Source organism: Pantoea sp. FN0302 (genome assembly GCF_050113775.1).
Taxonomy (GTDB): Bacteria; Pseudomonadota; Gammaproteobacteria; order Enterobacterales; family Enterobacteriaceae; genus Mixta; species Mixta alhagi.
In genome coordinates this window covers 1310706-1335024 of sequence record NZ_JBNJSM010000001.1, presented here as the reverse complement: position 1 = coordinate 1335024, position 24319 = coordinate 1310706, and the positions used below count along the sequence as shown (strand labels likewise).

At 59.2% G+C, this 24319-nt stretch carries 17 protein-coding genes; 12 read left to right on the top strand and 5 right to left on the bottom strand.

Features of this window, described 5'->3' with window-relative positions; all coding sequences use genetic code 11:
* Positions 1-143 precede the first annotated feature (143 nt).
* From ACQE32_RS06115 to ACQE32_RS06085, 7 genes are all read left to right on the top strand, one after another.
* Entirely contained in the window at positions 144-1409 is a 1266-nt protein-coding gene (locus ACQE32_RS06115; protein ID WP_427021493.1) for a CmpA/NrtA family ABC transporter substrate-binding protein, read from the top strand.
* Positions 1406-2281: a nitrate ABC transporter permease gene (ntrB, locus tag ACQE32_RS06110; RefSeq protein WP_426972787.1), complete on the top strand. Its 876-nt coding sequence runs from the start codon at positions 1406-1408 to the stop codon at positions 2279-2281. The genes ACQE32_RS06115 and ntrB overlap by 4 nt, the downstream gene beginning before the upstream one ends.
* Before the next feature lie 11 nt (positions 2282-2292).
* Positions 2293-3081, top strand: coding sequence for an ABC transporter ATP-binding protein (locus ACQE32_RS06105; protein ID WP_426972785.1), 789 nt, complete (start codon positions 2293-2295; stop codon positions 3079-3081).
* Positions 3082-3091: 10 nt separating this feature from the next.
* Entirely contained in the window at positions 3092-7180 is a 4089-nt protein-coding gene (gene nirB, locus ACQE32_RS06100) for a nitrite reductase large subunit NirB (RefSeq protein WP_427021492.1), read from the top strand.
* Positions 7177-9819: a molybdopterin-dependent oxidoreductase gene (locus tag ACQE32_RS06095; protein WP_427021491.1), complete on the top strand. Its 2643-nt coding sequence runs from the start codon at positions 7177-7179 to the stop codon at positions 9817-9819. Before nirB ends, ACQE32_RS06095 begins: the two co-directional genes overlap by 4 nt.
* The gene (gene cobA / locus ACQE32_RS06090; protein WP_427021490.1) at positions 9816-10637 is read left to right on the top strand and encodes a uroporphyrinogen-III C-methyltransferase; all 822 of its coding nucleotides are present in this window, start codon (positions 9816-9818) and stop codon (positions 10635-10637) included. The genes ACQE32_RS06095 and cobA overlap by 4 nt, the downstream gene beginning before the upstream one ends.
* A gap of 145 nt (positions 10638-10782) precedes the next feature.
* Complete coding sequence (locus tag ACQE32_RS06085; RefSeq protein WP_426972780.1) at positions 10783-12225, top strand: YchO/YchP family invasin; 1443 nt, start codon at positions 10783-10785, stop codon at positions 12223-12225.
* A gap of 259 nt (positions 12226-12484) precedes the next feature.
* Here the strand turns inward: ACQE32_RS06085 and ACQE32_RS06080 are convergent, their stop codons facing one another.
* From ACQE32_RS06080 to ACQE32_RS06070, 3 genes are read right to left on the bottom strand one after another with little or no spacing between them, the layout of a single operon-like run.
* On the bottom strand, positions 12485-12643 hold the full coding sequence (locus tag ACQE32_RS06080) for a DUF2474 domain-containing protein (RefSeq protein WP_420851634.1): 159 nt from the start codon (positions 12641-12643) through the stop codon (positions 12485-12487).
* 12 nt (positions 12644-12655) lie between these two features.
* A complete protein-coding gene (gene cydB, locus ACQE32_RS06075) occupies positions 12656-13666 on the bottom strand; it encodes a cytochrome d ubiquinol oxidase subunit II (protein WP_426981595.1) in 1011 nt (336 codons plus the stop codon).
* Positions 13666-15102, bottom strand: coding sequence for a cytochrome ubiquinol oxidase subunit I (locus tag ACQE32_RS06070; protein WP_426972777.1), 1437 nt, complete (start codon positions 15100-15102; stop codon positions 13666-13668). The genes cydB and ACQE32_RS06070 overlap by 1 nt, the downstream gene beginning before the upstream one ends.
* 497 nt (positions 15103-15599) lie before the next feature.
* On the opposite strand from ACQE32_RS06070, the gene ACQE32_RS06065 reads away from it, so the two are divergent.
* From ACQE32_RS06065 to astE, 5 genes are read left to right on the top strand one after another with little or no spacing between them, the layout of a single operon-like run.
* Positions 15600-16817, top strand: coding sequence for a bifunctional succinylornithine transaminase/acetylornithine transaminase (locus ACQE32_RS06065; RefSeq protein WP_426981596.1), 1218 nt, complete (start codon positions 15600-15602; stop codon positions 16815-16817).
* Positions 16817-17860, top strand: a complete 1044-nt coding sequence (gene astA, locus ACQE32_RS06060; protein ID WP_426972773.1) for an arginine N-succinyltransferase — start codon at positions 16817-16819, stop codon at positions 17858-17860. Before ACQE32_RS06065 ends, astA begins: the two co-directional genes overlap by 1 nt.
* Positions 17857-19326: a succinylglutamate-semialdehyde dehydrogenase gene (astD, locus tag ACQE32_RS06055; RefSeq protein ID WP_427021489.1), complete on the top strand. Its 1470-nt coding sequence runs from the start codon at positions 17857-17859 to the stop codon at positions 19324-19326. The genes astA and astD overlap by 4 nt, the downstream gene beginning before the upstream one ends.
* Positions 19323-20654 carry an N-succinylarginine dihydrolase gene (gene astB, locus ACQE32_RS06050; protein WP_427021488.1) on the top strand — a complete coding sequence of 444 codons (1332 nt, stop codon included), beginning with the start codon at positions 19323-19325 and terminating at the stop codon, positions 20652-20654. The genes astD and astB overlap by 4 nt, the downstream gene beginning before the upstream one ends.
* Positions 20655-20710: 56 nt before the next feature.
* Entirely contained in the window at positions 20711-21724 is a 1014-nt protein-coding gene (gene astE / locus ACQE32_RS06045; RefSeq protein WP_427021487.1) for a succinylglutamate desuccinylase, read from the top strand.
* 38 nt (positions 21725-21762) lie between these two features.
* On the opposite strand, the gene ACQE32_RS06040 is transcribed toward astE, so the two are convergent.
* A complete protein-coding gene (locus tag ACQE32_RS06040) occupies positions 21763-23040 on the bottom strand; it encodes an MFS transporter (RefSeq protein ID WP_250652545.1) in 1278 nt (425 codons plus the stop codon).
* Positions 23033-24187: a mandelate racemase/muconate lactonizing enzyme family protein gene (locus tag ACQE32_RS06035; protein WP_427021486.1), complete on the bottom strand. Its 1155-nt coding sequence runs from the start codon at positions 24185-24187 to the stop codon at positions 23033-23035. Before ACQE32_RS06035 ends, ACQE32_RS06040 begins: the two co-directional genes overlap by 8 nt.
* Positions 24188-24319: the final 132 nt, after the last annotated feature.

Here is a 24319-nt window from a genome sequence, read left to right as displayed (position 1 = left end):
TCGCTTGCAGTAACCTAACACAATGGATGCATTTGTTTCGCCAACGGCGGTGAAACGAGTGCTTTGGATAAAGGCGTCCGCTCGCAGGCTTTCACTCCCTGCGATGGACGCCTTTTTTTATCTCTTTTATCAGGAAGCACAAAATGAGCAACGCGCGTTTTATGTCGTCACGTCGCTGTTTTCTCGTTGGCAGCGCGCTGGCGGCGGGCAGTGTCCTGGTGCCGGGATTAGGCCGCGCGGTCTGGGCTGCAGGTTCTGACGCGCCGGAAAAGCCGCTGGTGCGCGTGGGCTTTATCCCGCTTACCGACTGCGCCCCGGTGATTATGGCGGCCCTGAAAGGGTTCGATAAAAAGCATGGCATCAACCTGCAGCCGTCGAAAGAGGCGAGCTGGGCGGCGGTGCGCGACAAACTCGCCTCCGGCGAACTGGATGCCGCACACGCGTTGTACAGCATGATCTATGGATTGCATCTCGGTATTGCCGGTAAGCAACAGGCGATGGCGAATTTAATGACGCTGAACAACAACGGCCAGGCGATCACGCTCTCCAGCCAGCTCAGGCAACAGGGCGTCCACGACGGCAACAGCCTGCAAAAGCGGGTAGCCGCCAGCGAACCGGGCACTTATCGCTTCGCGCATACCTTTCCCACCGGCACCCATGCCATGTGGCTTTACTACTGGCTGGCCAGCGTGGGTATCGACCCCTTCCGCGATCTGCGTCTGCTGGTGGTGCCGCCGCCACAGATGGTGATGAATATGAAAATCGGCAACATGAGCGGCTTCTGTGTGGGCGAGCCGTGGAACCAGCGCGCCATCAGCGAGCAGGTTGGCTATACCGCCGTCACCAGCCAGCAGGTCTGGCCGGATCATCCGGAAAAAATCCTCGCCACGCGCGCGCAGTGGGTACAGGACAACCCCAACACCGCCCGTGCCCTGACCGCTGCGGTGCTGGAGGCTGCCCGCTGGATCGATGCCTCAGAGGATAACCGGCGGGAAACCGCACGGGCGATAGCCGGGCGCGCCTGTCTCAATACCCGGGCGGAGAGCATTACCGGAAGAATGCTGGGCGAGTATCAGGATGGTCTGGGCCGTCGCTGGCAGGACGCGCACGGCATGCAATTTTTCCGCGACGGCGAAGTGAGTTTCCCCTGGCTGTCGGATGGCATGTGGTTTTTAACCCAGCTACAGCGCTGGGGCCTGCTGAAGCAGCAGCCCGATTACCAGGCGGTAGCGCGCGCCATCAACCGCACCGACATTTATCGTCAGGCTGCCAGCGCGGTGGGCAATATTTCGGTGCCGCAGAGTGAGATGCGCCGCAGCACGCTGATCGACGGCAACGTTTGGGATGGCAGCAATCCTGCCGCCTGGGCCAATGATTTCGCCATTAAACGCCGAGGAGAACCCGCATGAAGAACAAAGCTCAGATCGTACCGCGCGCAGAAACCGCGCCTGCGGTAGCGGAAGTGATCGTCTTGCCGCCCGCATTGCCGCGTCCCCGGCGGCGTCGCTGGTCGCTTAACGCGCTGCTGAAGCGGCTGATCCCGTTGTGCTGCGGCCTGCTGCTGCTGCTCGGCATCTGGCAGATTGCGGCGCTGAACAGCAACGGCTTTCCCACGCCGCTGGCTACCGGGCAGGCGGCGCTAACGCTGTTTGCCCACCCTTTTTATAACGGCGGCCCTAACGATCAGGGGATCGGCTGGAACATTATCGCCTCTCTGACGCGTGTTGCGGTGGGCTTTGGGCTGGCGGCGCTGGTGGGGATCCCGGCAGGTTTTCTGATTGGGCGCTTTCGCTTTCTGGCGCAGATGTTTAATCCGCTGATTGCGCTACTGCGCCCGGTCAGCCCGCTGGCCTGGCTGCCGATTGGTCTGCTGCTGTTTCAACGCGCCGAACCCGCCTCCAGCTGGACCATTTTTATCTGCTCCATCTGGCCGATGATCATCAATACCGCCGAAGGCGTGCAGCGTATCCCACAGGATTATCTCAACGTGGCGCGGGTACTGAAGCTCTCTGAATGGACCATCCTGCGCAAAATCCTGTTTCCGGCGGTGCTGCCTGCGGTACTGACCGGGGTGCGCCTCTCAATTGGCATCGCCTGGCTGGTGATCGTCGCGGCAGAAATGCTGACTGGCGGCCTGGGCATCGGCTTCTGGATCTGGAACGAATGGAACAACCTCAACGTAGAAAACATTCTGATCGCCATTTTTATTATCGGCGTGGTGGGTCTGCTGCTGGAGCAGGGACTCATGCTGCTGGCGCGTCGTTTTAGCTGGGAAAAATAGGGGAGTACGCCATGCAAAATATTATTCAGGTGCAGAGTGTCAGCCAGCGCTTTCATACTTCTGAGGGCGAATTTCTGGCGCTGGATAACGTCTCTTTTAACGTGCGCGCCGGAGAGACGCTGAGTCTGATCGGCCACTCTGGCTGCGGTAAATCAACTCTGCTTAACCTTATCGCCGGACTGACGCTGCCCAGCGATGGCGTACTGCTGTGTGATAACCGTGAGATTGCCGGTCCTGGCCCGGAGCGGGCGATGGTGTTTCAGAATCACTCGCTGCTGCCGTGGCTCACAGCGCAGGAGAATGTGGCGCTGGCGGTAGATCACCTCTTTCAACACAGCATGAACCGGGCGGAGCGACGGGAGTGGATTGAGCATAACCTGGCGCGGGTGCAGATGAGTCATGCAGCCCATAAACGACCGGCAGCGCTGTCAGGCGGCATGAAACAGCGTATTGGCATTGCCCGCGCGCTGGCGATGAAACCGCGCGTCCTGCTGATGGATGAGCCCTTTGGCGCGCTGGACGCCCTGACGCGCGCCCATTTGCAGGATAGCGTGATGCGTATTCAGCAGGAGCTGAACACCACCATTGTGCTGATAACCCATGACGTTGACGAGGCGGTGCTGCTGTCGGATCGGGTACTGATGATGACTAACGGCCCGGCGGCGACGCTGGGCGAAATCCTGACCATCGATTTGCCGCGTCCGCGTTCGCGCGTGGCGCTGGCGGACGAACCGCGCTATCACCAGCTGCGTCAGCAGATCCTGCATTTCCTGTATGAAAAACAGTGCCACGCGGCCTGAGGAGTCAGCAATGCCTGAACATCTGGTGGTTATCGGTAACGGCATGGCGGGAATGCGGATGGTGGAAACCCTGCTGCAGCTGGCGCCCGGACGCTATCGCATCACGGTGATCGGCAGCGAGGCGCAGGGCAATTACAACCGTATCCAGCTTTCGCCGGTGCTGGGCGGTGAAAAAAGCTTTCAGGAGACGCTTATCCACGCGCCGGAATGGTATCAGCAGCAGGGCATTCGCCTGCTGGCAGGAGAGAAAGTGCTGGCGGTGGATGTGCAACAGTGCCAGCTGACCACGGAACGGCGCAGGCTGAACTGGGATCGTTTGGTATTTGCCACCGGTGCCGAGCCGCGCCTGCCCGCGATCCCCGGCATTGAACAACCCCATGTCGGCGGCTTTCGCACAGTGCGAGACGTGGAGCGGATGCTGGCGCTGGACGGGCCGGTGGTGGTGCTGGGCGGCGGCCTGTTAGGGATAGAGGCCGCCGCGGCGCTGCGTTTGCGCGGTCGCGACGTCACGCTGGTGCATCGTCATCGCTGGCTGCTGGATCGCCAGCTGGATGAAACCGCTGGCGGCCTGCTGGCACAGGCGCTGACGCAGCGTGGCATCCGCTGCCGTCCTGGCGCAGGCATTGAAGGTATTCATCGTGACACCGTCACCTTAACCAGCGGTGAAACGCTGCCTGCCGCTAATGTGGTTATCGCCATCGGTGTGCAGCCCGCTGTCGCCGTGGCACGTAAAGCCGGTATTCCCTGCGCTCAGGGCATTCTGGTGGATAGCCAGCTGCGCAGCACGCTTTCAGGCATCTGGGCGCTGGGTGAATGTTGTGAAATTAACGGGGAAACGTTTGGCCTGCTGGCACCGTGCCTGGCACAGGCAGAAGTCCTGGCGCATCAGCTGGCCAATATGCCCATTGCTGATTTTCACCATCAGGCGCAGGGCACCCGATTAAAAGTCACCGGCATCGACATCTTTAGCGTTGGCGAGACCGGCAGCGCGCCCGGCAGCCGTTCGCTGACCGCCAGCGATCCGCTCAGCCAGCACTATCGTCGGCTGGTGCTGCGTGACGGCAAACTCACCGGCGCGATCCTTTATGGCGATACCTCAGCGGCAGCCTCGCTGCTGCAACATCTGCAACACAGCGCTCCCGTTACTGAGGGCGCGCTGTTTGGCTTCACCTATCCCCACAGGCAGCCTGAGGCTGCGGAGAGTAAAGCGATGAACAAACCGGTTATGGTGGTAATAGGTCACGGCATGGTTGGCCACTATTTTCTTGAACAGTTGGTAAATAAGCAGCTGCATTTGCGCTATCAGCTGGTGGTTTATGGCGAAGAGCCGCACAGCGCCTACGATCGCGTACACCTTTCCGACTACTTCTCCGGGCGCGATGCGCAGGCGCTGTCGCTGGTAAGTGAAGATTTTTTTACCCGACATAATATTGAGTTACGTTGTCACGAAAAGGTCACCCATATTGACCGCCAGCGTCGCTGCGTACGCGACAGCAGCGGACGTGAGATGGCCTGGGATAGGCTGGTACTCGCCACCGGCTCTTACGCCTTCGTACCGCCGATTCCGGGCTTCGACGCAGACAACTGCTTTGTCTATCGTACCTTAACCGATCTGGATGCGATCAGGGCACGCGCTGCCAGTGCCCGCCGCGGCGTGGTGATCGGCGGCGGTCTGCTGGGGCTGGAAGCGGCCAATGCGCTGAAAACCCTGGGCCTGGAAACGCATGTGGTGGAGTTTGCCCCGCGTCTGATGGCGGTGCAGCTGGATGAGGGTGGCGCGCAGATGCTGCGGCGTAAAATCGAAGCGTTGGGCGTTACGGTGCATACCGCCACCGAAACGCGTGAAATTGAAACGCTGGCGGATGGCTCGCTACAGCTGCATTTTGCCGATGGCGGTACGCTGCAGAGCGATCTGGTGCTGTTTTCCGCCGGTATTCGCCCGCGTGATGAACTGGCACGCGAGGCAGGCCTCACGCTGGGGCCGCGCGGGGGCATCGTGATCGACGACGGCTGTCGCACCAGCGATCCGGACATTGCGGCGATTGGCGAATGTGCGCTGTGGCAGGGGCAGATATTTGGCCTGGTTGCGCCTGGCTATCAGATGGCGCGCGTGCTGGCCAGCACTCTGGCAGATGAACCGGCCGCCTTCACCGGCGCGGATATGAGCACCAAACTAAAGCTATTGGGCGTGGAAGTTGCATCGCTGGGCGATGCGCATGGGCGCAGCGAAGGCAGTCAAAGCTACCACTGGATCAATGGCCCGCAGGAGATTTACAAGAAAATTGTGGTCTCCGCCGATGGCAAACGGCTGCTGGGGGCGGTGCTGGTAGGCGACAGCAGCGAATACAGCGAGCTGCAACAGATGATGCTGAATGCTATTCCGCTGCCGCCTCAGCCGGAAAGCCTGATCCTGCCGCGCACGTCTGGTGCGCCAACAAAAGCGTTGGGCGTAGCGGCGCTGCCGGAGAGTGCGCAAATTTGCTCCTGCCATAACGTCAGCAAAGGCGATATTTGCCATGCGGTCAGCAACGGCTGTGGGGACATGGCCTCATTGAAAAGCGGTACCAAAGCCGCCACCGGCTGCGGCGGCTGTAGCGCGCTGGTCAAACAGGTGATGGAACATCAGCTGGCGGCACAGGGCGTTGAGGTCAGGAAAGATGTCTGCGAACATTTCGCCTGGTCGCGTCAGCAGCTTTATCATCTGGTACGCGTGGGCCGGATCAAAACGTTCGAACAGCTGCTGGCACAGCATGGCCGTGGTCACGGCTGTGAAATCTGCAAGCCGCTGGCCGCCTCGATTTTCGCCTCATGCTGGAACGATTATCTGCTGAAACCACAGCACTTGCCCCTTCAGGAGACCAACGATCGCTACTTCGCCAATATACAGAAAGATGGCAGCTACTCGGTGGTGCCGCGTATTCCCGGCGGCGAGATTACGCCGCAGGGGCTGATTGCCATCGGTCAGGTTGCTGAGCGCTTTAATCTCTACAGTAAAATCACCGGCGGTCAGCGCATCGATCTGTTTGGCGCGGCGCTGGATCAACTGCCCGCTATCTGGCAGGCGCTGCTTGATGCCGGATTTGAAACCGGCCACGCCTACGGTAAGTCGCTGCGAACGGTTAAATCGTGCGTCGGCAGCAGCTGGTGCCGCTATGGCGTGCAGGACTCTACCGGCTTCGCCATCCAGCTGGAGAATCGCTATAAGGGGCTGCGCGCGCCGCATAAAATTAAAATGGCGGTGTCCGGCTGTACCCGCGAATGCGCTGAGGCGCAGAGCAAGGATATTGGCGTCATTGCCACGGAAAACGGCTGGAATTTGTACGTTTGCGGCAACGGCGGCATGAAGCCGCGCCATGCCGATCTCTTTGCCAGCGATCTGGACGAGCAGGACTTAATCCGCTATGTGGATCGCCTGCTGATGTTCTATATCCGCACCGCAGATCGCCTGCAGCGCACCAGCGTCTGGATGGATAACCTGGAGGGCGGGCTGGAATACCTGCGTGAAGTGGTTATCCACGATAGTCTGGGGATTGGGGCGGAGCTGGAGCAGGAGATGCAGCAGATTGTCGACAGCTGGCAGTGCGAATGGCGCACCACACTGGCGTCGCCGGATCGGCTGCGGCTGTTTCGCGCCACGCTGAACAGCGACGAGCCGGATGAAACGCTACAGTGGCAGCGGGAGCGCGGCCAAATCCGCCCGGCAACCGCGCCGCAGAGCGTGACGTTACCCCTGCCGCAAGAGCCCTGGAGCGATATCTGCACGCTGGGGGCGATTCCGCCGCAGGCGGGCATCGGCGCGCGGCTGGGCGGTCAGCGTATTGCGCTGTTCCGTTTTGGCGATGTGATTTATGCGCTGGATGATAATGAACCCGGCACCAACGCCAGCGTAATGTCGCGTGGTATTTTGGGCGATGTTGCCGGTGAGCCGATAGTGATCTCACCGCTTTATAAACAGCGTTTTCGCCTGCGTGACGGCATCGCGCTTGATGGCGCAGATTTGCAACTGCGCTGCTGGCCGGTGCGTATTGTAGCCGGACGGGTGCTGGTCGGCAGCGAGCCGCTGGCAGTGGGTAAGCTGAGCGTGGCGGAGGCATCATGAAAACCACCTGTCCTTACTGCGGCGTCGGCTGCGGCGTAGAGGTCAGGGCGGACGTGCAGGGCTGGCAGGTCAGCGGTGACCTGCAGCATCCGGCCAATGCGGGGCGTCTGTGCGTGAAGGGCGCGGCGCTGGCCGAAACGCTCATCCCGGCGGGCCGCCTGCTGTGGCCGCTGGTGGACGGGCGGCGCGTCTCCTGGCAGAGCGCGCTGGATAGCGTCGCCGAACGGTTACAGAAGATCATTCAGCAGCATGGTCCCAACGCCGTGGCGTTTTACGCTTCCGGCCAGCTGCTGACCGAGGATTACTACGTTGCCAATAAACTGATGAAAGGGTTTATCGGCAGCGGCAATATCGACACCAACTCGCGTCTCTGTATGGCTTCGGCGGTAACCGGCTACAAGCGTGCGCTGGGGGCCGATGCGGTTCCCTGCTGCTATGAGGATTTCGCCCGCGCGGAGGTTATCGTTCTGGTTGGCTCCAATGCGGCCTGGACACATCCCGTGGCGTATCAGCGGCTGGTGCAGGCGAAGCAGCAGAATCCGGCGCTGCGCGTGGTGGTTATCGATCCGCGCCGCAGCGCCAGCTGCGATCTGGCCGATCTCCACCTGCCGCTCGCGCCGGGCAGCGACAGCGCGCTGTTTAACGGGTTGCTACACTGGCTGGCGCAGGGCGGCTACGGTGACAGCGCTATGCAACCGCACCTGGATCAGGTGCCGGAAACCCTGGCGGCCGCAGCCGAGTGGACATCTGAACGTGTGGCCCAAACCTGTGAGCTGCCGCAGCAGGATATCCAGGCGTTTTATCGCCTGTTTGCAGCGCATCAACGGGTATTAACGCTGTGGTGCATGGGCATTAATCAGTCTTCCAGCGGCAGCGACAAGTGTAATGCGATTCTGAATGCGCATCTGTTTAGCGGCAAGATCGGGCAGCCTGGCAGCGGTCCTTTTTCTCTGACCGGCCAGCCCAACGCCATGGGCGGACGCGAAGTCGGCGGGCTGGCAAATCAGCTGGCGGCGCAAATGGACTTCACTCCGGAAAACAGCGATCGACTAAAACGCTTCTGGCAGAGCGAGCGGGTTGCGACGCAGCCAGGCCTGAAGGCGGTGGAGCTGTTTCAGGCGATTGGGCGTGGCGAGGTGAAAGCAGTCTGGATTATGGGTACCAACCCGGCGGTCTCGCTGCCGGACGGCAACGCCGTGGCGCAGGCGTTGCAGCGCTGCGAGCTGGTGATTGTCTCTGACGTTATGCGCGCCACCGATACCAACGCCTTTGCCGATATTCTGCTGCCGGCCCAGGCCTGGGGTGAGAAAAACGGCACGGTGACCAACTCTGAACGCCGCATTTCACGTCAGCGCGCCTTTATATCGCCGCAGGGCGAAGCGCGTCCTGACTGGTGGATGCTGGCGCAGGTCGCGCAGCGATTGGGATACGGCACCGCGTTCAGCTGGCAGCATCCGGCGGAAATATTTCGTGAGCATGCCGCACTTTCCGGCTTTGAAAATCAGGGACGGCGCGCCTTTGATATCAGCGGACTGGCGCAGCTCAGCAACAATGAATGGGACGATCTGAAGCCGCTGCAGTGGCCGGTCAACGGTGACTATCCGCAGGGGTGCGCCCGGCTGTTTGCTACACGCCGCTTCTATCATCCCGACGGCAAGGCGCGCCTGCTGCCGGTAACGCCTGCCGGACCGCGCGTTGCCGTGAGCCGCAGTTGGCCGTTAATGATGAACACCGGCCGAATCCGCGACCAGTGGCATACCATGACGCGTACCGGACTGGTGCCGCGTCTGCTGCAACATTATTCCGAACCCTTTGTGGCACTGCATCCTGATGATGCGCTGCGCTATGGCATCTGGCCCGATGCGCTGGTGCGTATTCAGTCGCGGCATGGCTGGATGCTGACGCGCGCTATCCTGACGGAAGATCAAACGCCGGGCACGCTGTTTGTACCGATGCACTGGAATCAACAGTATTGCGCCGAGGGCAATGTGGATCGGCTGGTGGCGCCCTGGCGCTGCGAACACTCTGGTCAGCCGGAGAGCAAACAGACCCCGGTACGCATTCAGCCCTGGCAGAGTGACTGGCAGGGCACGCTGTTTCTACGTGACAACGTCACGCCGGCGGCCGTTAACTGGTGGTGCCGCATACCGGTAGCAGACGGCATTGCCTGCTTTTCACTGGCACACCAGGGCGACCCACGTCGCTGGCTGCAGACAATGTTAAAGCCGGAATGGACGCTACAGCAGGCGGGCGATGAACAGGCTTTTTATCACCTGATTGCCTGGGATCGGGGCGAGGTTCAGCTCGCCTTTTATGCCGCTGCGCGCCGTCCGGTAACGGATGATGCCCTGATTGCCGCCGCTTTTCAGCAGCCGCCCGCTTCGTCAGCGTCACGCTTTGCACTGTTGGCGGGGCGCGCCATGCTGGAAGAAGCGCGTGGCAAAACCCTCTGCAGCTGCTTTGGCATTGGCGAACAGCAGATTACCGCTGCGATCCACCAGGGCGCGTTAAGCTGTGCGGCGCTGGGGCAGCAGCTGAAGTGTGGCACCAACTGTGGCTCCTGCCTGCCGGAGTTGAAAAAACTTATTGAACAACATGCCCCTCAGCAGGCTGAGGCGGTAAGCGGGAGGTCAGCATGACACAACGGTTACCTGCACTGAACAGGCTTTTAAGCGGCGGCATTAACCAGGCGCAGGGCAGCGTCTGGCTGGTGGGCGCGGGGCCGGGTGATGCCGAACTGCTGACGCTGAAGGCGCTGCGGTTGCTCGGCGAGGCGGACGTGGTGGTTTACGATCGGCTGGTCAGCGAAGAGGTGCTGGCACTGATCCCCACCGACACGCTGGCGCTTGACGTCGGTAAAACGCCGGGTTTTCACGGCATGAAACAGCATCAGATTAGCCAGCTGCTGGTGGATTTAGCCCGCAGCGGACGCAAGGTCGTGAGGCTGAAGGGGGGCGATCCCTTTATTTTTGGCCGTGGCGGAGAGGAGATGCAGCAGCTGCAGGCGGCGGGCATCGCCTGTGATGTTGTGCCGGGCATCACGGCTGCGACCGGCTGCGCCGCCGCCTGCGGTATCCCGCTGACGCACCGGGACATGGCGCAGTCGGTACGCTTTATTACCGGTCACGGCAAAGAGGGCAAGCCGCACCTTGCCTGGGAGAGCTTACAGGATGCCAGCCAGACGCTGGTGTTCTATATGGGACTGACCTGGGGCGCGGAACTCAGTAGTCAGCTGCGTCAGCACGGACGCGCTGCTGGCACCCCGGTTGCGGTGATTGAGCGCGGCACGCGGCATGACCAGCGCGTATTGATCACGACGCTGGCCCAGCTGCCGATGACCATCACGCACTATCAGCCGCTGTCGCCTTCGCTCATTATCGTGGGCGAGGTGGTAAGGCTCTATCGTGCCTCTCAGGCGGCAGAAGCAGTACCATGCGCGACAGGGGCTTCAGGGTGAGATTCGCGCTCATAACAGCGCGCTTTTCAGACTAATGACGCGTCGGGAAAATCATGATCCAGCTCACAATTATGCTAAGCTAAAGGCTTATTCACGCTGATTACGGCCACCCATGATGACAGCTTAAGTTAACCCCGACGCCGCTATGTTATTAATACACCGAGTTACCTTATCTACATTTTTGCTGCTGTTGCCCGGCACGCTGTTACTGAGCCGCGATGCCCATGCTTTTCAGCCGGAAAGCAGGGTGCCCGACGCCCCCTTTAACGATCCTGCACGCTTTAGCGCTGTACAGGAGAGCCTTCCCAGCCTTGGCGGCGATGTGTCGTCAGAAGATGCCTTTACCACGCGCCTGGCGCAGATCGCCAAAAGCATCGGCGAAGCCAGTAACAGCTCCAGCGACGCAAACTTTGGCCAACAGGCGGGAGTCTGGGCGTTTAATCATTTGCGCGATGAGGTTACCGGACGGCTGGTGGATGAGGGGCAGTCGCTGCTTTCTCCTTATGGCACGGCGCAGCTTTCGCTGCAGGTAGATATGGAGGGTAATTTTAATGGCAGTGGCGGCCAGTTGCTCACTCCCTGGCAGGATAACTATCACTATTTAACCTTTTCGCAGCTGGGCGTCACGCAAACCAGCGATGGGCTGGTGGGCAGTGCCGGACTGGGGCAGCGCTGGGTAGCGGACAACTGGCTACTCGGCTATAACGCGCTGGTGGATCGCCAATTCGATTCAGGTTTACAGCGCGCCTCGCTCGGTACCGAGGCCTGGAGCGATTTTCTGCGCCTCTCGGCAAATTACTATGCGCCGCTTAGCGGCTGGCGTAACAGCAGTGTTCTTCAACAAAACCGCATGGCGCGCGGCTACGATATTACTACCCAGGGCTATCTGCCGTTTTATCGCCAGCTGGGCGTTTCGGTAACCTGGGAGCAATACCTGGGGGATCAGGTGGCGCTGTTTAATAACGGCAGCCTGGAGAAAAACCCGGTTGCGGTGAAAGTCGGGGTCAACTATACCCCGGTGCCGCTGTTGACCTTTACCGCCTCGCATAAAGAGGGTGAAAGCGGCCAGTCGCAGGATCAGCTGGGCATGCGTATCAACTATCGCCCCGGCGTGGCGCTGAGCAAGCAGCTCTCCGCCGATAACGTCGCCGAGGCACGATCGCTGCGCGGCAGCCGTTACGATTTGGTTGAGCGCAATACCACGCCGGTACTGGAGTTCCGCCAGCGTAAAACGCTATCGGTATTTTTGGCGACGCCGCCCTGGCAGCTGAGTTCAGGTGAAGCGCTGGCGCTGAAACTTCAGATTCGCGCTGCCAATGACATTACTGCTGTGAGCTGGCAGGGCGATACGCAGGCGCTGAGCCTGACGCCGCCGCCGGACAATCGCAGCCCACACGGATGGACAGTGATTATGCCCGCCTGGGATAACTCGCCCGGAGCCAGCAATCAGTATCGCTTGTCGGTAACGCTGGAAGACAGCAAGCAGCAGCGCGTAACCTCTAACTGGATCACGCTGCAGGTCACGCCACCGATGACGCTGCAGACGCCCGCCGCAGACCGCTTCGACGTAATGCAGGCCGCACCGTAGCGCAGGAAGCCTGTATGAACTTTAATGCAGGCTACGTCCAGCTTAAAGCGCAGGGGCAGGCAGTGCGTTAGTGCGTTAGCTTTACGCAGACCACTCCTAACGTAAAGCACAGGGCGTTCAGGCAGAAGAGTAAAGCGCCCCGCGCCATGAAGGGCGCGGGGCGAGCTGTCAGGAATGACGTTTTTTGCGTCTTTACGATCGGCCTGAACGCCCTGTGCAGGCACTGCGCTAACAGGCGACACCCCGCACTAACAGGCTATCAATGCGTTTTCAAACCGGCAGCGGACATCAGCACGCGGAACAGACTGGCCACCACAAACAGCGCCAGCACGCTGCCGCCCCAGATAATCACCATCCACAGCAACCGGCGCCACAGCGGCTGCTTCGTGGTTTTCCCGGTCATGCGTTGAATTGCCATCGCATACTCCTGTTAATGGTAACCCTGATTCGGATCGATCTTGCCGCGGAATACATAATAGCTCCAGAAGGTATACACCAGAATCAGCGGGATAATAAACAGCGCGCCAACCAGCATAAAGCCCTGGCTCTCCGGCGGCGCAGAGGCCGCGCGGAACGTAATATCCGGCGGGATCAGATTTGGCCAAATACTGATCCCCAGCCCGCTAAAGCCCAGGAACACCAGCGCCAGCGTCAGAATAAAAGGCGCATAGTGCGCATCCGGCAGCCAGGCGTTACGCCACAGCGCCCATGACACCAACAATACCAAAACCGGCACCGGCAGGAAGAAAAACAGATTCGGCGTGGTAAACCAGCGGTCAGCAATCGACTGATGCGTCAGCGGCGTCCAGATGCTGACAATCGCCATTACTACCAGCAGAGCCAGCAGCAGCGGACGCGCCAGTTTACGCATGGTTTGCAGCAGATGGCCTTCCGTCTTGATAATCAGCCAGCTGGCACCCAGCAGCGCATAGGCCACCACCAGACCCAGCCCACAGAACAGACTGAATGGGGTAATCCAGTCGAACACGCTGCCGCTCCATTCTCGTCCCTGCACCGGGAAACCGTTCAGGAACGCCCCCAGCACCACGCCCTGCGCAAAGGTCGCGATAAAAGAACCGGCGATAAAGGACTTATCCCAGAAGCCGCGATGCGACACCGTGGCCTTAAAGCGGAACTCAAAGGCGACGCCACGAAAAATCAGCCCGATCAGCATAATCGTCAGCGGCACCGCCAGCGCATCCAGAATCACCGAATAGGCCAGCGGGAAAGCGCCGAAGAGCCCGGCACCTCCCATCACCAGCCAGGTCTCGTTGCCGTCCCAGACTGGCGCAACGGTATTCATCATTACGTCGCGGTCTTTAGTCTCGCGCACCATCGGATAGAGCAAACCGATGCCAAGGTCAAAGCCATCCATCACCACGTACATCAGAATGCTAAACACAATGATGATGAACCAGATCAGCGGAAGATCGATACCCATTATTTAATTCCTCCCAGTTCATCTTTCTTGGGCTCATCCAGCGACTCATCGGCGGCAGAGAGCGGACGGGCTGGCGTACGAGGCGTGCCCGGACCACCGTGCATCGCATGATCCACAAATGGCTGCGGCCCGCGCGCGACCAGTTTCAGCAGATAAACCAGACCCACGCCAAACACCGAGGCGTAAACCAGAATAAAGGCCAGCAGGCTTATCGACATATGCAGCGTACCGTGACTGGAAACCGCATCGCGGGTACGCATCAGCCCGTACACCACCCACGGCTGACGGCCAATTTCAGTGGTAAACCAGCCAGCCAGGATCGCCAGCAGACCGGATGGCCCCATCAGCAGCACAAAACGGTGGAACAGGCGCTGATCGTACAGCCGCTTACGCAGGCGCAGCACCAGGCTCCAGACGCCTGCCAGAATCATCAACAGGCCCAGCGCCACCATAATGCGGAACGACCAGAAAATAATGGTGGAATTAGGACGATCTTCCGGCGGGAAGCTTTTCAGCGCCGGGATCTGTTTGGTCATACTGTGGGTCAGGATAATACTGCCCAGCACCGGTATCTCTACCGCATACTTTGTCTCTTCCGCCTCCATATCGGGCAGGCCAAACAGAATCAGCGGCGTCGGCTCGCCAGGGGTATTCTCCCAGTGACCTTCAATCGCCGCGATTTTAGCTGGCTGATGCTCCAGCGTATTCAGGCCGTGCGCATCGCCAATACCGGCCTGGATAGGTGCAACAATCAGCGCCATCCACATCGCCATCGAGAACATCCGTTTAACTGCCGGGCTCTTGTTACCGCGCAACAGATGCCACGCGCCCGATGCGCCGACAAAAAAGGCGGTGGAGAGGAAGGCGGCGGTTGTCATATGCAGCAGACGATAAGGGAAAGAGGGATTAAAAATCACTTTAAACCAGTCAGCCGGGATCAGCTGGCCGTTAAGCACCTCATAGCCCTGCGGCGTATGCATAAAACTGTTGGAGGCGAGGATCCAGAAGGTCGACATCAGCGTCCCCAGCGCCACCATGCAGGTAGAGAAGAAATGCAGTCCCGGCCCCACGCGATTCCAGCCAAACATCATTACGCCAAGGAAGCCCGCTTCCAGGAAGAAGGCGGTCAGCACTTCATAGGTCAACAGCGGGCCGGTAATGCTGCCCGCATAGGCGGAGAACCCGCTCCAGTTGGTCCCGAACTGGTAAGCCATGACCAGGCCGGAAACCACACCCATACCAAAATTCACTGCAAAAATTTTCAACCAGAAATGATACAGGTCGCGCCAGGTGTTATTGCGGGTTTTCAGCCATAACGCTTCCAGCACCATCAGAAAACTGGCAAGACCAATGGTAATTGCAGGAAAAATTATGTGAAAAGAGACCGTAAACGCAAATTGTATCCTTGCCAGTTCGAATGCGTCTAAACCGAACATAGCCACCTCGAGATGTTCATTATTAAGCGTCCAAAGAGAAAGTCCTTGCTGATAACACAACAAGTGTAGAAGAGGGTGCAGTGAACCACAGAAATGATAGCTATAACAGAAACAGAAAATAGAAAATAACCTATAACAGTCAGGGCGCGTTGTGCACTGTTTTGATGCGCTTCGCCTTTTTACTGTGCCTGTTATGCCCTGTTTTAACAGCAAATGTTATTCAGGATCACAAAAGCAATATTTTATTTTATCGCTGCATAATTCCGCTGTTTGATCTGTCGTTTATGCCGCAGTCTCAGATATTTATTCACTATTTATGCATTTAGTGTGAATAGCATTGAATCGTAAGTGATTGATTTACGGTTGATGAGCCTGTTTTATGCATTTTTAACGCTGGCTGGCACACAGCATGCAATCTAGAGTAGAGCTGCAATGAATCATTTCATTAACATAATTTAAACTTTTGATTCACCCACGGGTGATGCTATGAGGCCGCTATGCAACAGTCAGTTTCTCGTCAGGATTTCGATCGCTGGATGGTTCCCGCTTATTCTCCTGCCAGTTTTGTGCCGGATCGTGCGGAAGGCTCAATGCTGTGGGATCAAAACGGTAAGGAATATGTCGATTTCGCCGGTGGTATTGCCGTTAATGCGCTGGGCCATGCGCATCCCGAACTTCAGCAGGCGCTGCAGCAGCAGGCGGCCAGACTCTGGCACACCGGCAACGGCTATACTAATGCGCCAATTTTGCGTCTGGCGAAACAGCTGATTGATGCCACTTTTGCCGAGCGGGTGTTTTTCTGCAACTCCGGTGCCGAGGCGAACGAAGCGGCGCTGAAGCTGGCGCGTAAGTATGCTCACGACCATTTCGGGCCGGAAAAAAGCAACATTATCGCTTTCAAAAATGCCTTTCATGGCCGCACGCTGTTTACCGTCTCGGCAGGCGGTCAGCCCGCCTATTCCAAAGATTTCGCGCCGCTGCCGGGCGGGATTGATCATGCGGTATTCAACGATCTTGATTCGGTAGCGAGCCTGATCAATGACCATACTGCAGCGGTCATCGTTGAGCCCATCCAGGGAGAAGGCGGTGTGCTGCCTGCCGAACCGGCTTTTCTGCGTGGGCTGCGCGAACTGTGCGATCGCCATAACGCGTTGCTGATTTTTGATGAAGTGCAGAGCGGCGTGGGCCGCACCGGCTCGCTTTACGCCTATATGCATTATGGCGTGACGCCGGATGTGCTGAGCACGGCCAAAGCGCTGGGCGGCGGTTTCCCGATTGGCGCAATGTTAACCACAGAGAAGCTGGGCGCGGCGCTGAACGTTGGCAGCCACGGCACCACCTATGGCGGTAACCCGCTGGCGGGCGCGGTTGGCGGCAAAGTCATGGAGCTGGTTAATTGTCCGGAGGTGCTGGAGGGCGTACATCTGCGCCATCGCTGGTTTACCGATGGTTTGAATGCCATTAACCAGCGCCTGCATCTGTTTAAAGAGATCCGCGGGCTCGGCCTGCTGATTGGCTGTGTATTAAATGAAGACTTTAGCGGCAAGGCGAAACAGTTCAGCCTGGCGGCGGCGGACGAGGGCGTGATGGTGCTGATTGCAGGCGCTAACGTGGTGCGCTTTGCGCCGTCGCTGATTATCAGCGAGCAGGATGTTAAAGAGGGGCTGGCCCGCTTTGAACGCGCCTGCGAGTCGGTTATTAAAGGAGCGTCGTGATGATGTATATTCGCCCCGTAGAGCGTGACGATCTGCCGCAGCTGATGGCGCTGGCGGGTAAAACCGGCGGCGGTCTGACCTCGCTGCCCGCCGACAGCAAAACGCTGGCGGCGCGCATTGAGCGCTCGATCCAGACCTGGCAGGATACGCTGCCGCGCGCCCAGCAGGGCTACGTTTTTGTGCTGGCCGACAGTGATACCCACCAGGCCTGTGGTATTTGCGCCATTGAGGTGGCGGTAGGGCTGGAGGATCCCTGGTATAACTTCCGCGTCGGCACCCAGGTACACGCCTCGAAAGAGCTGGACGTGTATAACAGCCTTGCCACGCTGTCGCTGTGCAACGATCACACCGGCAGCAGCGAACTCTGTACGCTGTTTCTCGACCCTGAACGTCGTGACGGTAAAAACGGCTATCTGCTGTCAAAATCTCGCTTCTTGTTTATCGCCGCCTTCCGCGAACGCTTTATGGATAAAGTGGTGGCCGAAATGCGCGGCGTCAGCGATGAGCAGGGACGCTCGCCATTCTGGGACAGCGTTGGCAGCCACTTTTTCTCTATGGACTTTACCCAGGCCGATTTTCTGAGCGGCACCGGACAGAAAGCCTTTATCGCCGAGCTGATGCCCAAGCATCCTTTATATGTCCACTATCTGTCGGCAGAGGCGCAGGCGGTAATCGGGCAGGTTCATCCGCAAACCGCGCCAGCCCGCGCAGTGCTGGAGGCCGAGGGTTTCCGCTATCAAAATTACGTGGATATCTTTGACGGCGGCCCTACGCTGGAGTGCGACATTGAACATATCCGGGCGGTACGCAAGAGCCGTCTGGTGACCGTCAGGGCGATCGATCAGGAGGCGTCCGCTGCTGATACGCTGCCGCTCTGCCTGGTCAGCAACGATAACTACTATCATTATCGCGTTCTGCTGTTGCCTGCCGATCCCAACAGCGGACAGATACGCATCCCGGCCGCCGCCGCCGAAATTTTACGCTGTCAGCCCGGCGATACGTTGCGGGCCGTGCCACTTTGTAGCGAGGAGAAAAAAGCATGACGCACTGTATCAATGGAGAATGGCTGAGCGGCCAGGGTGAAAGCCTGAGTAAAAACGATCCGGTGGATGGCGCGCTGCTGTGGCAGGGCAACGCTGCTGATGAACAGCAGGTGGCCGCCGCCTGCGCTGCGGCACGCGCCGCGTTTCCCGCCTGGGCGCGCCAGCCGTTCGCTGCTCGTCAGGCAATTGCAGAAAATTTTGCGGCTCAGCTGGAACAGCATAAAAACGATCTGAGCGAAACCATCGCCCGTGAAACCGGCAAGCCGCGCTGGGAGGCGCTGACTGAAGTGCAGGCGATGATCAATAAAGTCGCCATCTCCGTTAAGGCTTACCATGAGCGTACCGGTACGCATCAGCAGGCGGAGAGCGCACTACGCCACCGTCCGCATGGCGTGCTGGCGGTGTTTGGCCCTTACAATTTCCCCGGTCATCTGCCGAATGGGCATATCGTTCCTGCCTTGCTGGCGGGCAACAGCGTGGTGTTTAAGCCCAGCGAGCTGACGCCGCTGACCGCAGAAAAGACCATGCGACTGTGGCTGGAAGCGGGCATGCCGCCGGGCGTGCTGAACCTGGTGCAGGGCGCCCGCAGCGTTGGTCAGGCGCTGGCACAGCAGCCGCAGATTGACGGCGTGCTGTTTACCGGTAGCGCCAGCACTGGCTATCAGCTGCATCGGCAGTTTGCCGGTCAGCCGGAAAAAATGCTGGCGCTGGAGATGGGCGGGAATAACGCTCTGATCGTAGAGGATGTGGCCGACATTGACGCGGCCGTGCATATTGCCGTGCAGTCCGCCTTTATTACCGCCGGGCAGCGCTGTACCTGCGCGCGTCGGCTGCTGGTGAAGCGCGGCGCGGAAGGCGACGCGTTCCTGCAACGTCTGGTGGAAGTGACGCAGCAGCTGCGCATCGGGCGCTGGAATGATGAGCCGCAGCCGTTTATGGGCAGCGTGATTTCGCCGCAGGCCGCCGGACATATTTATCAGGAGTGGCAGAAGCGCATTGCAGCAGGCGGTAAGCCGCTGCTGAAAATGTGCTGGCCAGCGCGTGACAGCGCGCTGCTGACGCCGGGGATTATCGATCTCACCGGCGTCAGTAACGTGGCGGATGAAGAGGTGTTCGGGCCGCTGCTGGCGGTGGTGCGCTACGACAGCTTTGAGCAGGCGATAGCGCTGGCGAACGCAACCCGCTACGGTCTGTCGTGCGGGCTGATCTCGCCGCAGCGGGAGAAATTTGACCAGCTGCTGATTGAGGCGCGCGCGGGCATTGTTAACTGGAACAAGCCGCTGACCGGCGCGGCCAGCACCGCACCCTTTGGCGGTATTGGCGCTTCAGGCAACCATCGCGCCAGCGCCTGGTACGCCGCCGACTACTGTGCCTGGCCGTTGGCTTCGCTGGAAACGCCCGATCTTACCCTGCCTGCGACGCTGTCGCCAGGTCTTGACTTCAGCCAGCCGGAGACGCGCTCATGAAAGCCAGAGAAGTGAATTTTGATGGGCTGGTGGGGCTGACCCATCACTATGCGGGCCTGTCGTTTGGTAATGAAGCCTCGACGCGTCATCAGCATCAGCTCTCTAACCCCTGGCTGGCGGCAAAGCAGGGGCTGCTAAAAATGAAGGCGCTGGCGGATGCCGGTTTCGCGCAGGGTGTGATCCCGCCGCACGAACGGCCCCATCTGCCGATGCTGCGTCGGCTGGGCTTTAGCGGCAGCGATGCGCAGGTGCTGGCTAAAGCGGCACGGCAGGCGCCGCAGCTGCTCTCGGCGGTGAGTTCCGCCTCTGCCATGTGGGTGGCGAATGCCGCCACGGTTTCGCCTTCTGCCGACAGCGCCGACGGCAAAACGCATTTCACCGTGGCGAACCTGAACAATAAATTTCACCGGGCCATTGAGTCGCAGACCACCGGCGCGCTGCTGCGCGCGATTTTCCGCGACGAACGTTACTTCGCTCATCATTCTGCACTGCCGCAGGTGGCGCTGCTGGGAGATGAGGGTGCCGCTAACCATAATCGCTTTGGCGGCGACTACGGTGAGCCGGGCGTGCAGCTGTTTGTCTATGGTCGCGAAGAGAGTCATGGCGGCCTGGTACCGGCGCGCTATCCAGCGCGCCAGACCCGCGAGGCCAGCGAAGCGGTGGCCAGGCTGCATCAGCTCGATCCGGCCCGTACGCTGTTTGTGCAGCAGAACCCAGCGGTAATCGATCAGGGCGTTTTCCATAATGATGTTATTGCCGTCAGCAACCAGTGCGTGCTGTTTTGCCATCAGCTGGCGTTTCTGCATCAGGATAAGCTCCTGACGGATTTAAGCGAAAGAGTGCCCGGCTTTACGCCAGTTATTGTGCCGGACAATCGCGTGTCGGTGACGGACGCGGTCGCCACATATCTGTTTAATAGTCAGCTACTGAGCCGGGACGATGGTACTATGCTGCTGGTACTGCCGCAGGAGGCACGTCAGCATAGCGGCGTCTGGCAATATCTCACGGAGCTGGTGGAGAGCGGCGGGCCGATTCGCGAACTAAAAGTGTTCGATCTGCGCGAAAGCATGAACAATGGCGGCGGTCCGGCCTGTCTGCGTTTGCGCGTGGCGCTTAACGCTACCGAACAGCAGGCGGTTAACCCGGCGGTGATGATGAACGATCAATTGTTCGCCACGCTTAACCAGTGGGTCGATCGTCACTACCGCGATCGGCTTACCCAGGCCGATTTGGCCGATCCGCAATTACTGATCGAAGGGCGCGAAGCACTGGATGAGCTGACGCGTTTGCTAGACTTAGGAAGTGTTTACCCATTCCAGCAGGAATAAAGGCCCGACGGCGCGATGGTTTCGCGTCGTCGGTTTCCCGCGTCACAGGAGATTTCATGCAGGATTTGTTACAGCAAACGCTTTCCGGCAACCCGCCGACAATAACCAGTGGGACATTGCCAAATCTACACTGGCGATGGCTGGATGAGGGGATCCTTGAGCTGACCCCGCTGGTACAGGCTCAACAGGCCGTGGTTATTTCAGCCGGTATTCATGGTAATGAGACCGCGCCGGTTGAGATTCTGAATGCAATAGTGACCCGGCTGTTACAGGGGGAATTACCGCTGACGGTGCGGCTGCTGGTCTTGCTCGGCAACCCGCCTGCGTTGCGCGCCGGAGAACGCTATCTGCGCTGTGATTTAAACCGGCTGTTCGGCGGACGCTGGCAGCAGTTTGAAAATTGTCCTGAAGCGCAGCGCGCTTTATGCCTGGAGCAGGCGCTGGAGACATTCTGGCAGGCCGGGGCGCATCAGGAGACGCGCTGGCATCTTGATCTGCATACCGCGATCCGCGGCTCTTATCATACGCGCTTTGGCGTGTTGCCGTTCAGTATGCAGCCCTGGTCTGAGGATTTTTTGCACTGGCTGGCGGCGGCGGGCATGGAGGCGCTGGTGTTTCATCGCGCGCCAGGCGGCACCTTCAGCCATTACAGCAGCGAGCATTTTCAGGCTGCCAGCTGTACGCTGGAGCTGGGCAAGGCATTGCCGTTCGGTCATAACGATCTGGCACAGTTTCAGGCAGCGCAGCAGGCGCTGACATCATTGATCGCTGGCGAACCGCTGCCGGAAGCTACCGTGACACCGCGTCGTTATCGGGTTACGCAGCAGATAACACGTAACAGCGAGTATTTTCAGTTGTACATGAGCCCGCAGACGCTGAACTTCACTGCTTTTCCGCAGGGCACGCTGCTGGCGGAAGATGGTAAAACACGTTATTTCGTGCAGCAGGCGCAAGAGTATGTTCTGTTTCCCAATCCCAACGTTGCCCCTGGCCTGCGTGCCGGTTTAATGCTGGTGGAAGATAATGCTCATAACGCGGCGCTGAGCGGTGACGCGGCGGCGCAGCAATAGCCAAAGCGGCCCAGACTGACCGGGCCGTAGATACCGCGCTACGCCAGCGCGCGTAGCCTGGTTACGCTCTGTTGACGTACAAACAGCGCCAGCATCGCAATTCCGGTGAGCGCCAGTGCGCTGGCCAGCAGGAAGGCGGAAGAGTAGCCCCCGCCAAACTGGATCAGAAAGCCGGTGATCGCCGGAGAGAGGATCCCCGCAAGGTTTGCCAGTAAATGAACAAAACCACCCGCCGTGCCGATGCGTTCCGCCGGAACAATATCCTGTAACAGTGACCAGCACGCCTGCGGCGTCATATAGGCAAACACGCTGGCGAGCGTGATCAACGCCACGGCGAAGATGATGTTGTCAGTCCAGGCGGTAAACATTACGCTGACTCCCGCAACCGCCAGCCCGGCGAAAATCACCAGCTTGCGTGACAACAAAAAATTCCCGGTACGCCGGTAGATAGCATCAGAGATCAACCCCCCGCCAATAAAGCCTGCCGTTGCGCCCAGCCACGGCAGAATGCCGATCAGACTCATGCTTTTAATATCCAGATGCTGGTAATCGGTCAGATAGCTCGGCAGCCAGGAGAGGAAAAAGAACTGAATATAGTTAAAGCAGAAAAAAGCGGCGGCCACGCCCAATACCGGCAGCGAGAACACGTAGCGCCAGATGCCTGCGGGACGGGTTCCTGCTTCAGCGATGCGGGTAGCGGGGCGGTGCGCTTTAATCAGATGACGTTCAGCGTCGCTAACGCGTGGATGATCTTCCGGCTTATCCCGGAACAGCCACAGCCAGAAGCCCAGCCAGACAAAACCCAGTAGCGCAATCGCCACAAAGGAGAGGCGCCAGCCGAAATGCAGCCCCACCAGACCCACTATCGGAGCCGCCACCGCAGCGCCCAAAGGCTGCCCGGCATTGGTAAAGCCCACCGCGCGACCAGTTTCCTTACGTGGAAACCAGTTGGAGATCGATTTATTGGTGGTGGTGCCCATCGGACCTTCGCCAATCCCGAATAGCACACGCATGATCAGCAAATGGGTGAAGTTGCCCGCCAGCGCGGTAGCGCCGCAAAACAGTGACCAGACTGCTGCCGCCCAGCCAAATACCCGTCGCGGTCCAAAGCGATCCGCAGCCCAGCCGCCTAAAAAGCAGAACAGACAGTAGCCAATAAAAAAGCAGCTAAACAGGATGCCCATCTGCGCATCGTCAATATGCAGATCTTTTTTTACCAGCGGAGCCATAACCGATAAGGCTGCCCGATCGAGATAGTTCAACATTCCGGCAAAAAACAGAAGCAGAGCAACAACGCTGCGGTAATTTTTAAACATGACGGGTTCCCTCCATATCGATTTGCAAATGGCTGACGGTATGCTGTTTCATTACCTGCACATCAGGCGTAAAGCCCAGCCCCGGTGCGTCCGGGAGCACAAGGGTCGGCGAAAAGGCGAGCTGAGGATAGAGTGGGGAGGCGAAACGGATAAACGGCACTTCCAGCTGAACCTCGTCGGGCAGCGCTGCCACAATATGCGCCGTCGCCAGCAGCCCGGCGCCGTAATAGAAGCAGTGGGGAACGACCTTTACCCGATGCTTGCTCGCCCGTTGAATTACGCGCAGCAGCGCGCTAATACCGCCTACTTTCGCTACGCTGGGCTGAGCCACATCGATGGCGGCGTTGTTAAACAGCTCGGCGAAACCCCACTCGCCGCAGGCATTCTCTCCTGCGGCGATCGGCATTCCCGCACTGCGCACCCTTGCCAGACCATGCGCATCCTCTGGTGGCCAGACCGGCTCTTCCAGCCAGCCCAGCTTCAGCTCCGTGAGTTGCGCCGCACGCAGGCTGGCTTCTTCCACCGTCCAGGGGCAGTTTACATCGACCATCAGCGTCGCTTCTGGCGGCAGGGCGGCGCGGGCTGCGGCAATCGCCGCATACTCGGTTTCATGCAGCTTCAGAGTACGGAACCCCGCCTGCCAGGCGCGCATGACCTGACGGGCAACCTCTTCCGGCTGGTTGTTATAGCTGACCAGGCTGGCATAGAGGCCAATTTGCTGACGGCGAGCCCCCAGCAGCTGCCACAGAGGTTGAGCAAGCTGCTGTCCCAGCAGATCCCATAGCGCGATATCGATGGCTGACAGGCCAAAGCGCACCGGCCCGCCGCGACCAAAACCATGCAGCGCCTTTTCCGCCTCTGCCATTAGCGCCTCCAGCGCGGCACGGCTCTGTGGAACTGGTTTGCCTAAAAAGCAGGGGATCACCAGCTGCTGTAGAGCCTGAAGCGTCACCGGGTTGGCGAGATGGCCAAAAGCCTCGCCCCAGCCGTGGATGCCGCTGCTGGTTTCTATGCGCACCAGCAGCGTTTCCATCTGTTTAAGAGCCGGCGAGGCGGCGTTCCATGCGGTTTCCTGATCTGTCGCCGTGGGACGATCGCTGTCAAAAGGGAGGCTGAGGCGTATTACCTCAATGCTTGTTATTTTCATGCCATACACCTTAAAAGTAGGGGAAATAAGAGAGAGAGAGGCGTTTTAAAATATTTTTCAGCATTAACTGGAATTAACCGACAACAGTATAAAAAACAGGCGGGGCGGGGGCACTGTACAGGCGCATGAAGT

Excerpts from the sequence above, each read along its gene's own strand:
- ACQE32_RS06115 (WP_427021493.1), top strand. The coding sequence starts at position 144 with ATGAGCAACGCGCGTTTTATGTCGTCACGTCGCTGTTTTCTCGTTGGC.
- ntrB (WP_426972787.1), top strand. The coding sequence starts at position 1,406 with ATGAAGAACAAAGCTCAGATCGTACCGCGCGCAGAAACCGCGCCTGCG.
- ACQE32_RS06105 (WP_426972785.1), top strand. The coding sequence starts at position 2,293 with ATGCAAAATATTATTCAGGTGCAGAGTGTCAGCCAGCGCTTTCATACT.
- nirB (WP_427021492.1), top strand. The coding sequence starts at position 3,092 with ATGCCTGAACATCTGGTGGTTATCGGTAACGGCATGGCGGGAATGCGG.
- ACQE32_RS06095 (WP_427021491.1), top strand. The coding sequence starts at position 7,177 with ATGAAAACCACCTGTCCTTACTGCGGCGTCGGCTGCGGCGTAGAGGTC.
- cobA (WP_427021490.1), top strand. The coding sequence starts at position 9,816 with ATGACACAACGGTTACCTGCACTGAACAGGCTTTTAAGCGGCGGCATT.
- ACQE32_RS06085 (WP_426972780.1), top strand. The coding sequence starts at position 10,783 with ATGTTATTAATACACCGAGTTACCTTATCTACATTTTTGCTGCTGTTG.
- ACQE32_RS06080 (WP_420851634.1), bottom strand. The coding sequence starts at position 12,643 with ATGGCAATTCAACGCATGACCGGGAAAACCACGAAGCAGCCGCTGTGG.
- cydB (WP_426981595.1), bottom strand. The coding sequence starts at position 13,666 with ATGGGTATCGATCTTCCGCTGATCTGGTTCATCATCATTGTGTTTAGC.
- ACQE32_RS06070 (WP_426972777.1), bottom strand. The coding sequence starts at position 15,102 with ATGTTCGGTTTAGACGCATTCGAACTGGCAAGGATACAATTTGCGTTT.
- ACQE32_RS06065 (WP_426981596.1), top strand. The coding sequence starts at position 15,600 with ATGCAACAGTCAGTTTCTCGTCAGGATTTCGATCGCTGGATGGTTCCC.
- astA (WP_426972773.1), top strand. The coding sequence starts at position 16,817 with ATGATGTATATTCGCCCCGTAGAGCGTGACGATCTGCCGCAGCTGATG.
- astD (WP_427021489.1), top strand. The coding sequence starts at position 17,857 with ATGACGCACTGTATCAATGGAGAATGGCTGAGCGGCCAGGGTGAAAGC.
- astB (WP_427021488.1), top strand. The coding sequence starts at position 19,323 with ATGAAAGCCAGAGAAGTGAATTTTGATGGGCTGGTGGGGCTGACCCAT.
- astE (WP_427021487.1), top strand. The coding sequence starts at position 20,711 with ATGCAGGATTTGTTACAGCAAACGCTTTCCGGCAACCCGCCGACAATA.
- ACQE32_RS06040 (WP_250652545.1), bottom strand. The coding sequence starts at position 23,040 with ATGTTTAAAAATTACCGCAGCGTTGTTGCTCTGCTTCTGTTTTTTGCC.
- ACQE32_RS06035 (WP_427021486.1), bottom strand. The coding sequence starts at position 24,187 with ATGAAAATAACAAGCATTGAGGTAATACGCCTCAGCCTCCCTTTTGAC.